At 39.0% G+C, this 12,578-nt stretch carries 8 protein-coding genes; 3 read left to right on the plus strand and 5 right to left on the minus strand.

The features are described from left to right. Positions 1-85 precede the first annotated feature (85 nt). The 3 genes from ACIR310F_RS0110470 to metH form a co-directional block, all read right to left on the minus strand. Positions 86-505, minus strand: coding sequence for a photosystem I reaction center subunit II PsaD (locus ACIR310F_RS0110470; protein WP_155963748.1), 420 nt, complete (start codon positions 503-505; stop codon positions 86-88). A gap of 106 nt (positions 506-611) precedes the next feature. Then, positions 612-2,588: a DICT sensory domain-containing protein gene (locus tag ACIR310F_RS0110475; RefSeq protein ID WP_028083791.1), complete on the minus strand. Its 1,977-nt coding sequence runs from the start codon at positions 2,586-2,588 to the stop codon at positions 612-614. A gap of 218 nt (positions 2,589-2,806) precedes the next feature. Beyond that, positions 2,807-6,349, minus strand: a complete 3,543-nt coding sequence (metH, locus tag ACIR310F_RS0110480) for a methionine synthase (protein ID WP_028083792.1) — start codon at positions 6,347-6,349, stop codon at positions 2,807-2,809. Positions 6,350-6,503: 154 nt separating this feature from the next. Between metH and ACIR310F_RS0110485 the strand changes: the two genes are divergently transcribed. Together ACIR310F_RS0110485 and ACIR310F_RS0110490 are read left to right on the plus strand one after the other, a co-directional pair. After that, complete coding sequence (locus tag ACIR310F_RS0110485; protein WP_035367868.1) at positions 6,504-7,385, plus strand: peptidoglycan recognition protein family protein; 882 nt, start codon at positions 6,504-6,506, stop codon at positions 7,383-7,385. Between the two features lie 1,068 nt (positions 7,386-8,453). Beyond that, entirely contained in the window at positions 8,454-8,816 is a 363-nt protein-coding gene (locus tag ACIR310F_RS0110490; protein WP_028083794.1) for a hypothetical protein, read from the plus strand. Between the two features lie 99 nt (positions 8,817-8,915). Here the strand turns inward: ACIR310F_RS0110490 and clpB are convergent, their stop codons facing one another. Further along, entirely contained in the window at positions 8,916-11,594 is a 2,679-nt protein-coding gene (gene clpB / locus ACIR310F_RS0110495; protein ID WP_028083795.1) for an ATP-dependent chaperone ClpB, read from the minus strand. 94 nt (positions 11,595-11,688) lie between these two features. Then, on the minus strand, positions 11,689-12,081 hold the full coding sequence (gene gloA / locus ACIR310F_RS22110; RefSeq protein WP_071604816.1) for a lactoylglutathione lyase: 393 nt from the start codon (positions 12,079-12,081) through the stop codon (positions 11,689-11,691). A 166-nt stretch (positions 12,082-12,247) separates the two neighbouring features. On the opposite strand from gloA, the gene ACIR310F_RS0110505 reads away from it, so the two are divergent. After that, on the plus strand, positions 12,248-12,578 hold a 331-nt coding region (locus tag ACIR310F_RS0110505), incomplete at its 3' end, for a Uma2 family endonuclease (RefSeq protein ID WP_035367860.1).

A 12,578-nucleotide genomic window follows, 5' to 3' on the forward strand; every position in this document is an offset into this window, starting at 1 on the left:
ATTAAAATTCGTAAACAAGTTTTTTGTCATGGGTAAGGGGGCAAAGTTTTCTCCCCATTACCCATTACCTATCACCTACTCACGATTAAACATCGTGAGTAGCTTTACCGCTGAACTTGATTTGTGCGGGATTGGGGTTTTGACCGATTCTGCGGGCTACGTGACGAACCATAGAACGTCCAGCATTTACCTTTTCAGGGAAGACACCATCAGCAGGGTGAATCATAGTGGTTTCGCCACTTGGTAAAATGCGGTAAACCTTGTAATCGGTGATTTTGAACTTGCGAAGTTGCGCGCCTAAAGCAATACCATACTCTTTGCGAGCAATGTATAGCAGGTTTTCGCCTTTTACCATCTTAGCCGCGCCACCAGTGGGCATTTCAAACACTTGCTCCTTGGGGCTAGTCCAGGTGATAGCGTACTTTTCTTCTACTTCCGCTTTTGTGAGTAGACCACCAGTGCTGCCACCAAAGATTGGGGTTTTGCCAGTCAGAGTTGCCATAATCTATCTCTTGTAGGTTTTTAGGGCATACTAACATCGGAACTCGACTTATGTTGCGATTCCGTTATAGACTGTAACAGTTTTTAGTCACTTTAGTTATTAACTGCTCCTAACTACCCAGCACAATGGGAATTGTAAAATGCAATTGACTACCTTGGTCTTTACCAGCAGACTGGGCCCAAATTTTTCCGCCCCAGCCATTGACAATTTGCCGACAAATTGCTAAACCCAATCCAGTTCCACCTGTCGTCCGGCGTAATGCCCCTTCCTCCTGGTAAAAGCGGTCAAAAACGATTTCTAGGCAGTTAGGTTCAATTCCCCTGCCTGTGTCCGATATGATGACTTCTAGAGTCTCCTCAACGGTGCTAATGGCATCAATAGTAATCTTTCCTGAAGCCGGAGTAAATTTACAAGCATTATCTATAAGTTTGGCTAATACTTCCACCAACCAATCACCGTCAGCCCTGACTAAAGGCAAATTTTGGGGAATTTGGATTTTAATTTGCGGTAGCTTTTCTTGGCTGGAGCGCGTCCGTAAACGACTCAGCGCTAAATCTACACATTCTTGGATGGTTAATGATTCAGGATGCCATTCTACCCGGCCACTTTCTAAGTTAGAAAGGGTTAAAAAGTCTTGTACCAGTTTCCGCATTCTTTCCGAATCAGAAAGCGCGGTATTCAACATCACCTGTTGCAATTCCCGAGGCATATCTGGTTCTACCGCCAAACTTTCTAAACAAACTTGAATGGTAGATAGCGGGGTGCGAAGTTCATGGCCTGTAATAGCAATTAAATTCCTCCGGGTTCGGTCTAAAGCTTCTAGTTGTTGGTTGAGTTCTTCTAAATTTGCAAAAGATTCGGCTTGAATCAGCGCTGCACCAATTTGAGTCGCTATAGCTTGTACTAAGTCTACCTCCCCTGGTTGCCACTCATGGGCGGGAAAATGACAATGATGTAACTCCACAATTCCCAGAAGTCTTCCTTGATATAATACAGGTTCTATTAACCAAGAACGCACCCCAAACTGCCGGACAATTTTCGATAAAGTCGCTGATTTCTTAAATTGACTATCTGTTTGTGTATCAACTACATATACTCCCTCCCCCCGCTCTACTACCTGCTGAAATAGAGGATTATGTTGTAACTCCCAACTTTGACCTAGTACAGATGTGACATCAGAATTTAAAAATTCATGCTCAATTATGGCTTTACCATCTGTAGATTGGGCGCGATAAATTAGACACCGACAGGTTTGTAACTGTTGACCCAACTCTTGAGCCGCAACTTCCAGAATTTCCCGTGGATCAAGCGATCGCCTAATTGCTGTACTAATGGAATTTACTAACCTTTCTTTCCGAGCTTGAGCCGCAATTGAACGGTAAGCTTTATGTAGTTTATACTGACTAGCTTGGAGATATGTTACCAATCTTTGCACAAAGGGATCTGTATCAATATCACAAGCATATTCATGGCTGGAATTAACTCCTGACTTGTTGAATGATTCACCAATTCTAAACCGCTGCTTGACTCGATCAACCTTCCGGGCTAAATCCGGCCGATAAACCTTAATTCTATTTAATAACAATTGGGCGGCCTTGAGACACGTTCCTTTTTCCGATGTCCAAATTCCCTCAAATCTTCGCGCTGTATCCATATCCAAACTAGGAATCATTTCTGGGATATGTTGATTTTTGGACTGAGAACCAAGACTTTCACGGCAGATCAAACAGCTAGAATAGTTATCAGCAACCACTACTAAATGCCATTCTTGAGTTAACCCATCATCAGGCTCAAAAGCTATCTTTTCATAGTCATCAGCAGCTTGAGCAAACTCGGTCTCTGGTGCAGATAATACATATACTTGCTTACTTTTTTCCCCAAGTCGTTGATAACGATGGGCTTCTTGACGATAGAATCGCTCTTTCTGGAAACTAGCAATGATCAAGGGTTGGTCTAAATTAGCCGCCAAAACCTGATCTTCTATGGCATGGGAGAGCGCCGTTAGTGAAGCCTTAAAATATAACTGGGGTCGCAGATAGGGAAGTGACTTGAGTAAATCACTCAATACGGAAGTGGAAATGCTCATGAATATATTGAATTTAAACGCCCAATCTAGACAAGATTCACGTTACTGGTCAGTGGTCATTGGTTAATTAATACCAAAAATGCTAAAATGTTCAAAACTGGCGATCGCGCAAGCAGTTAGCTGTTTGATTTCCCAACTGGCAGACACCTTATGAAATATAACATACTCTGTATTGAATCCCCCCTCGATTGTGAAATAGAGGGGGTGATTAAGTTAGACTAAGCCGTAAAATACTTCGCTGCTGGGTGATAAGCAATAATCGCCGTTGTAGACTGTTCAGGATAAAGTTGTTCACTTTCATCCATGTACATCTTCATTCTCTCAACCTCCAACAACCGTAACTGCTGAAACTGGTCTTGAATATTTGGACAAGCCGGATAGCCGAAACTATACCGAGAACCCTGATAACGCTGCGCCAGAATATCCCGAATATTATCCGGTTCAGAATCACCAAAACCTAACTCCCGGCGGATTCTAGCGTGAGTCCATTCGGCTAAAGCCTCCGCCACCTGCACAGCAATACCATGAAAATACAGATAATCAGTGTATTGATTATTAGCAAACAGCTTTTGAGCAAATTCCGTGGCCACTTCCCCCACAGTCACCGCTTGCATAGGGAAAACATCAATTATTCCCGACTCCTTGGGTGCAAAGAAATCTGCAATACACAAGCGATTCAAAGACTTCTGACGGGGAAACTCAAAACTAACCCTTACCTCCGTGTCCTCTGTGCCTCCGTGGTTCGTTTCATAAATCAATAAACTATTCCCCACAGACTGACAAGGAAAATACCCATAAATCACCTGAGGGTGCAATAAATTTTCCTCAATAATTCGCTGTTTCCACTCCTCTAAAACCGGGTAAACTTTATCAGCTAAAAACCCTTGATATTCTTCCTTAGATTGTTCCTTGGGTTTACGGAATTGCCATTGTCCAGCCACCAAAGCTTGCAAATCCAAATACCAAAATAATTCCTCCAAAGAAATATCATCAGGTTGTAAAAACTGCGTTCCCCAAAAAGGTGGTTTTGGACGTTCAATATCTACAGCCACAAAATCAGAACGCCGCGTATCAACCTCTTTTTTAATACCAGTATTATCTATTGTGGGGTGGGCATCTTGCCCACCTTTTTCCTCAACTGATTCATGTCCATTTTCCGCAACTTCATCCAAAAACCCTTGTAAATCATCCCAATTGCCTCCTATTTTGGCCGGCATTAATTTATCCATAAAATGCAAATCAGAAAAGGCATCCTTACCGTAAATAACCTTACCTTGGTAAGTATTTTGGCAATCTTGATAAACAAACTTAGGAGTTAAAGCCGCACCACCTAAAATCACGGGAACAGTAATACCCTTTTCATTGAAAGTCTGTAAATTCTCCTTCATAAAAGCGGTGGATTTTACTAATAATCCACTCATGGCAATACAATCAGGTTGATACTGTTCGTAAGCTTGAATGATGTTTTCTACAGATTGCTTAATGCCCAGGTTAATCACTTTATAACCATTGTTAGATAAAATGATATCCACCAGGTTTTTACCAATATCATGTACATCACCTTTGACAGTAGCAATTACAAAAGTTCCCTTCGCATTATTACCGGATTCCGATTTTTCCATGAACGGTTCTAGATAGGCAACCGCAGCTTTCATAGTCTCCGCTGATTGTAACACAAAAGGTAATTGCATTTGTCCAGAACCGAACAATTCACCCACAACTTTCATCCCGTCTAATAAGAAAGTATTGATGATTTCTAGGGGAGGATATTGTTCTAAAGCTTTTGTCAATTGAGTTTCTAAACCAATACGTTCACCGTCAATAATGTGCCGTTTCAAACGTTCTTCAATTGGTAAATTTTCATCAATTCCCGTATTACGTTTAGTTTTGACTCCTGCAAAAATTGTTGTTAATTCTCCTAAAGGATCATAAACGCAGACATTACCATCAAATCTGCGTTCATCGTAAATTAACTGGCGACAAACTTCTTGATGTTGAGGTTCGATTTTAGTAAGTGGTAAAATTTTACTCGCGCTGACAATTGCTGCATCCATGCCCGCATTCATGGCTTCATGCAAAAACATGGAATTTAGTACCATCCGCGCTGCTGGATTTAAGCCAAAGGAAATATTAGAAACACCCAACACGACATGACTTCCGGGCAAATCTTGGCGAATCCGACGAATTGATTCTATTGTCGCCTTACCATTTTCCCGATCTTCTTCAATCCCAGTGGAAATAGGTAGGGCTAAAGTATCAAAAAATATTTCCGTGGGCGGAATACCATATTCTACAGCTTGACGGTAAGCACGTTGGGCAATTTGAAATTTTTTGTCCGCAGTCCGGGCCATGCCATCTTCATCAATTGTGCCAATAATTACACCTGCACCGTATTTTTTTGCTAATTCTAGCACTTTTAAAAATCGTGGTTCACCGTCTTCGTAATTAGTAGAATTGAGTAAACACTTACCACCAGCGACTTTTAACCCCGCTTCCATTTTTTCCCATTCGGTGGAATCAAGCATCAAAGGTAGTGTAACATTATTCACAATACGAGAAACCAATTCGTGCATATCACGCACGCCGTCCCGTCCCACATAGTCAACGTTAACATCTAGGATATGTGCGCCTTCTTTGACTTGACTCCGCGCCATTGAGACTAAACCATCCCAGTCTTCGGCGTTAAGTAAATCACGGCATTTTTTAGAACCACTGGCGTTAAGACGTTCACCAATAATCAAGAAAGAATTATCTTGGTTGTAGGATTGAGTGGTATAAATTGATGCGGCTGCTGGTTCTAAACTCGGCTGTCTAACTTTCGGTTTTAACTCCTTGGCAATTTCCGCCAATTGTTGAATGTGTGCTGGCCGTGTCCCACAGCAACCCCCAATCACTTGGACACCTAAGTCTTCGATAAAGTGCATCAACGACATCCGTAATTCAACGGGTGTTAATCGGTAATGTGCTTGACCACCGACGTTTTCCGGTAAACCTGCGTTGGGAATACAGGAAACTACGAATGGGGAATGTTCTGATAAATACTTGATATGTGGTTTCATCAAGTCGGGACCGGTGGCGCAATTTAAACCCAGAATATCAATGGGGTAAGGTTCTAAAATCGTGAGAACGGCGTTGATTTCTGTACCTACCAGCATTGTTCCCATGCTTTCCATGGTGACAGACACCATTAATGGTCTTCTTTCCCCTTTTTTGGCAAAAACTTCCTCAATTCCATTTAATGCAGCTTTAATTTGCAGCACGTCTTGGCAGGTTTCTACTAGAAATAAATCCACACCACCATCGAACAAGGCTTCTGCCTGTTCCGCAAAAGAGGCTTTCATTGTGTCAAAATCAATATGCCCCAAGGTGGGGAGTTTGGTTGTCGGTCCCATAGAACCAGCGACAAATCTAGGTTTTTGCGGGGTGGAAAATTCCGCAGCGACGCTTTTGGCCAGTTCGGCGGCAGTTTTGGTGAGATAATAAGCCTGGTCTGCTAGGTCGTATTCTGCTAGGACTATGGACATAGAACCAAAGGTATCAGTTTCAATGACATCAGCGCCAGCTGCCAGAAAATCACGGTGAACTTTGGCGACGGCTTCCGGTTTACTATGAACTAGGTATTCGTTACAACCTTCATATTGCGCCCCTCCAAAGTCTTCAGCCGTGAGGTTCTGGCTTTGTAGGTTTGTTCCCATAGCGCCGTCAAAAACGATAACGGGACGTTCTGGACTATGTAGATGTTTGAGAAAGGGATGGGTCATAATTGTGTTAAAAAAATAATGTTGGTTTTGTCATCTTAGACTTATTTTATGATCTTCTCAGATTTTGATGGTTATGTTTCGCGCAAATATGCAAAGAAGCAAGGACGCAAAGTTACCAGAAGTGATATTAGCTATATTATCAGTATTCAAAAATATGAAATTTAGAGCTTGGGCGACTAGAGTTTTACTGATTTTTCTGATGTTAGCTGCCTTAATTTTGGCACTATTTATTGGTGGTGCAAGAAATCCGCAAAATCAGACAAATTCACGAAATTTGCCAGATAAATCCTGGAATCAATATCTACCACCGCAGTTACAGTCAGTATTAACCATTAGGGAAAGGAAAAGAAATTTTACACCATCTTCAGTCAACAATCATCAAATTAATCTTGTATACACAACTACTAAGGAATTTAGCAAATATAAACCGGATTTTAGACAGTTTAAGGTTGATCCTAGCAATTATGGCGATCGCTATACCACAGATATTCATGGTCTACCTCTCAATCATCAAGCTATTATAGTCCTTCATGAAACCAGTAATTCGGCTTCTAGCGCCATTAATTTTTTTCAAACTCCTCATGATGATCAAAGTGTTCAAGCTAGTTATCACGCTTTAATTACTTTACAGGGAACGGTTGTTTATTTAGTTCCTCCAGAAAAACGCGCTTTTGGGGCTGGTAATTCAGTATTTAAAGGTGTTAGTGGTGTGGAAACTGTTCAGACTAATCCTAGTTTACCACCATCTGTGAATAATTTTGCTTATCATGTCTCTTTAGAAACTCCTCCTGATGCTTGGGGAAAGAATAATATCGATCAACATAGCGGTTATACTGAGACTCAATATGATTCTTTGGCTTGGTTAATTGCTCAAAGTCAAGTCCCAGATGATAGAATTACTACTCATCGTGCTGTAGATGTGGCAGGTAAAAAAGTTGATCCTTTAAGTTTTGATAGTAATAAGTTTTTTGAGAAATTACATTCTTTTCGTCAATTAAAAACTTTTAATAATGCTAACAATGACGTTAGTGAATAAAAACATGATTTTTTTATCCTAATAACTATCATTACATAAATAATCAGCAGCAGTCAAAAAATCAACAACCTATTCATTGTTGTTAAAGACTGCTGCAAAAACTAACTAAATTGTAACTACAACAATTCTTCTGTATTGCAATCCAAAAAGATTGTTATCTATTCTTTAAGCTTTGATAAAATTAACAAATCTTTCAAAACTTAATACAGAAGTATTTTCTCAAAAACCAGCAAGACTCAATAGTAATCTTATTCTATTGTCATTTATTTTTATAATGTTGCAATAGTTAACAGAAGCAATAAATAGTAATAAATACAAATAATTATATACTCTACTCACTAAACATTTCAAAAATAAAATTATAAAACTATTGACTTGTGATTAGATATATGTTATTATTATTTTGATAAGGAAGAACTATTTTAATTTACAGCTAAATAGTAGGATGTGTTAGCGTCAGCGTAACGCACCTAAATAATAAAATGTATTATAACTAATTTTTAATCCTTATAAATAGTAAAGTATGTTAGCGTCAGCGTAACGCACTTAAATAATAAAGTGTATTATAACTAATTTTTAATTTTTCAGACTTGCAAATTATTTTATAGCCATAACACACCCTATTTAATATTTACGTATCTTTAGTATTTATCATAGTAAATTTTTTAATAAAATACATTAATTACCTATTTTATAAAAGATAGACATTAATTATAAAATTTTTGTGATGTAGACATACTTTAATAAACTTAGTACAAGTCTTACCCGCTAATGATATATTTCACATAACCACACAAAGTAAAATATCATAAAAAATGTGCCATATCAAGACACAAATATAAAATTATGCAAAAATAAAAAACGCCTTACAAAAAAAAATAGAACTTAATACTAAACTACTGTCATTAATTCCAAAAATATTGCAGCAACAAACAAAAGCATCAAATAACAATACATAAAGACAAATTTGTAAACAAAAAATAATTATATAAAAAATATAAATAAAACATTGTCAAAATAAACATCGTATAGTAAAGTAATAGAATTATTTATAACAACAAAATTAATATGCCAGCCCCAGATACAACCCGTCGAATTACACCTAACACAATTCAGCAAGATATAGACTCCTATAATGGACTCACAGCCGTTATTGGTTATGCCACTGGTCGCGTAGAAGCCACACCGGAAGCATTACAAAAAGCATATACAGAAATGGTAACAAAACAACAAGAAGAAACCGAGAAACAAGCATTATTTAAAGCCGCCGCAGATGCTGCAAAACAAGCAGAATGGGACTTCCATAAAGCCGTTCTAGCCATGAAAGAAGCAGTAAAAGGTCAATTTGGGTCAGATAGTGACGCAGCGCAAGCAGTAGGCTTTAAAAAAAAATCAGAAAGGAAACGTCCCACCAAAAAGAAAATAGATTAAATGAACCAAAAAAACGCAAAAGACGCAAAGACATAGATAAGACATAAAAAACAATCTTATCTCCGCGCCTTGAGCGTCTCTGCGTGAGAAAATAAACTTTTATATATCTGAAGATGCTTCTATTAACTTCACAGTGTTTTGCGTCACTGTCACCTTATTATGCGGTTTTTTCTTAAAAGTCAAACCAGCTTCACCCATATCAATCAAAATGGTATCACCGGAAATAAAAGTATTTTCCAGTAATTTGGTAGCCAGAGGATTTTCCACTTCTCGCTGAATTGAACGTTTTAACGGACGTGCGCCATACACAGGATCATATCCAGCTTCTACAAGATGATTACAAGCGTCTTGTGATATTTCCAAGGATATTTTTTGTTCTTTAAGTAGATTTTCAACTCGTCTAAGTTGAATACGAATGATATGGCGCATTTCTGAACGATTAAGAGTGTGGAAAAGAATAATGTCATCAACGCGGTTGAGAAATTCAGGACGGAAGTGACCTCGCAAACCTTCCATGACTTTATTTCGCATCAAATCATACTTGGAATCATCGCCGGAGACATCTAAAATATGTTCACTCCCAATGTTGCTAGTCATTACTATAACAGTATTTCGGAAATCTACAGCCCGTCCTTGGGAATCAGTAACTCTACCATCATCTAAGACTTGCAATAAAATATTAAATACATCTGGATGGGCTTTTTCCACTTCATCCAACAGTACCACCGAATAAGGATGTCTGCGAATTGCTTCGGAAAGTTGTCCCCCTTCTTCATAACCCACATATCCTGGAGGCGCACCGACTAAACGAGACACTGAGTGCTTTTCCATGTACTCGGACATATCCAATCGCACCAAAGCATCCTCTGAATCAAAGAGAAATTGAGCTAAAGCGCGAGCCAGTTCAGTTTTACCCACGCCAGTTGGTCCCATAAACAAAAATGACCCAATAGGTCGAGAGGGGTCTTTCATCCCAGCGCGGGCGCGACGAATCGCCGCAGAGACGGCGGAAACGGCTTCTTCTTGACCAATTACCCTTTCGTGTAAATGACTTTCTAGTTTGAGTAATTTTTGTCTTTCCGATTCTAAAAGCCGATTTACGGGGATTCCTGTCCATTTTGCCACAATTTCGGCAATATCGGCTTCTGTGACTTGTTCCCGCAACAGGGTAGAACCTTGGGTTTGAATTTCTGATAGTTGGGTTTCTTTGCTTTCCCGTTCCCTTTGTACGCCCTCTAATTTACCATACTTGAGTTGGGCGGCTTTATTTAAATCATAATCTCGTTCTGCTTGTTCAATTTGTACCCTTAGGGTATCCTCTTCTTTTTTTAAAACGCTAATAGCTTCTAATAACTGCTTTTCTCCTTGCCATTGTTGATTAAATACTTCCTGTTTAACTGTTAAACTGGCAATTTCTGCTTGAATTCGTTCTAATCGTTCTCTAGTTGGGGAAATACTCTGTTCTTCTCTCGATAATGACAGTTTTTCCATTTCTAGCTGCATTAATCGTCTATCAATGGTTTCTAATTCCGCAGGTTTGGATGTAATCTCCATTTTTAATTTCGCTGCTGCTTCGTCAACCAAGTCTATGGCTTTGTCTGGTAGAAATCTATCAGCTATATAACGCGCTGACAAGGTTGCGGCAGCTACTAAAGCAGAATCAGAAATTTTGACATTATGATGCACTTCATAACGTTCTTTTAAACCCCGCAGAATAGAAATTGTATTTTCTACGGTTGGTTGATCTACATATACCTGTTGAAAACGTCTTTCTAATGCTGCGTCTTTTTCAATAAATTTGCGATATTCGTCTAAGGTAGTTGCACCAATACAACGTAGTTCACCACGGGCTAACATGGGTTTGAGTAAATTACCAGCATCCATAGATCCTTGTTGATTAGAACCAGCACCGACAACGGTATGGAGTTCATCAATAAATAAAACTACTTGCCCGTTTGATTCAGTAACTTCACGCAGAACATTTTTTAAACGGTCTTCAAATTCACCTCTATATTTGGCACCAGCAATCAAACTACCGATATCTAAAGAGATTAATTGGCGGTTTTTTAGAGATTCAGGAACGTCACCATTGACCATTCTTTGGGCTAAGGCTTCAGCGATCGCAGTTTTACCGACTCCTGGCTCACCAATTAATACAGGGTTATTTTTGCTACGACGAGATAAAACCTGAATTACCCGGCGAATTTCATCATCTCTACCGATAACCGGATCTAATTTTCCGGCTTTGGCTTGTTCTGTCAAATCTCGTCCAAATCTTTTCAAAGCTTCATCAGGTACATCTGCTTCTGCTTTAGGGGATGATTTCAATCTTTGACTATTGCGAGCAGATTTAACTCCAAGTTCTACTTGAGAGATATCTATATTTAAGCTTTTAAATAAGCGTTTACCAATCCGTTCATCATCAGCAAAGGCCAAAATTATATGTCCTTCCGAGATTTCCTCCTCTTTCATTTTAGCTCTAATTTCATTAGCTTTATCCAGCAGCAAATCCAAATTACGCCCCAGGTAAAGTTGATCACTTCTTGCAACTTTCGGTTGACGCTGAGTAAAAGCCTCTAATTGTTGTTTAAATCGGACCGAATCAACCTCCGCGCGGGTGAGAATGGCTGTAGCTAGGCTAGTTGGTTCTTCTAAAAGAGCAATAATTAAATGTTCAACTTCTAATTGTTGTTGTTTATAAGCGCGAACCACATCTTGGGATTTTGTTACCGCTTCCCAGGCTGTATCAGTAAATTTATCAGGATCTGTAGGCTGCATCTTGAGAATTTTAGATTTTAGATTTGTGACTTAAGTTTAGAGGTCAAATGGGTAAAGGGTAAAGAAGTTTTTATCTTCCTACCCCTACCTTAAATTATTCTGGAGTTTTTAACTGAATCAATTCAACTTTATAACCATCTGGGTCTTCGACAAAAGCAATTACCGTTGAACCATGTTTCATGGGTCCTGGTTCTCGAACTACTCTACCACCCAATTGGCCAATGGCTTCACAGGTAGCGTAAATATCATTCACACCTAAAGCGATATGACCATAGGCGTTTCCTAAATCATACTTTTCTACGCCCCAATTGTGGGTGAGTTCTATAACCGAGTGGTCACTTTCTTCCCCATAACCGACAAAGGCCAGGGTAAACTCTCCCCCTGGATAATCTTTGCGTCGGAGTAACTTCATTCCCAGGATATCACAGTAAAATTTCAAGGACTCGTCTAAATTACCTACTCGGAGCATGGTGTGTAGTAATCGCATATTCACCCTTTGTTCAATTCTTTTATTTTATATCTGATCAGGAATTTTCAGGAAACTTGCGTTTAATTCTGTTTTTAATTGCTCAACTGTTAATAATTATGTATTAGCCAATTTCAGCAACGGTTTGTGGTAAAATTAATTTTAATTTCAGATGGAAAAAATAATTATGATTTCATCACCTTTGATATTACATTTTCCCTCATCAATGCAAATGACAGATGATCAATTTTTTCAATTCTGTCAAGAAAACCGTGATTTACGCATTGAGAGAAATCAATTTGGAGAAATATCAATTATGTCACCAGCAGGTTCAGAAACAGGAAACCGAGAAGGTAATATATTTGGACAGTTATGGGTATGGTCAGAAAAAGATGGGACAGGTATAACTTTTAGTCCCAGTACAGGATTTACACTGTCAACAGGTGCAGAACGTTCTCCTGATGCTGCTTGGATAAAATTAGAAAGATGGAATCAACTTACACCAAAACAACAGAAAA

The organism is Dolichospermum circinale AWQC310F (assembly GCF_000426925.1).
Taxonomy (GTDB): Bacteria; Cyanobacteriota; Cyanobacteriia; order Cyanobacteriales; family Nostocaceae; genus Dolichospermum; species Dolichospermum circinale.

Coding starts and splice junctions, on each gene's coding strand:
- ACIR310F_RS0110475 (WP_028083791.1), bottom strand. CDS start 2,588: ATGAGCATTTCCACTTCCGTATTGAGTGATTTACTCAAGTCACTTCCC.
- metH (WP_028083792.1), bottom strand. CDS start 6,349: ATGACCCATCCCTTTCTCAAACATCTACATAGTCCAGAACGTCCCGTT.
- ACIR310F_RS0110485 (WP_035367868.1), top strand. CDS start 6,504: ATGAAATTTAGAGCTTGGGCGACTAGAGTTTTACTGATTTTTCTGATG.
- ACIR310F_RS0110490 (WP_028083794.1), top strand. CDS start 8,454: ATGCCAGCCCCAGATACAACCCGTCGAATTACACCTAACACAATTCAG.
- clpB (WP_028083795.1), bottom strand. CDS start 11,594: ATGCAGCCTACAGATCCTGATAAATTTACTGATACAGCCTGGGAAGCG.
- gloA (WP_071604816.1), bottom strand. CDS start 12,081: ATGCGATTACTACACACCATGCTCCGAGTAGGTAATTTAGACGAGTCC.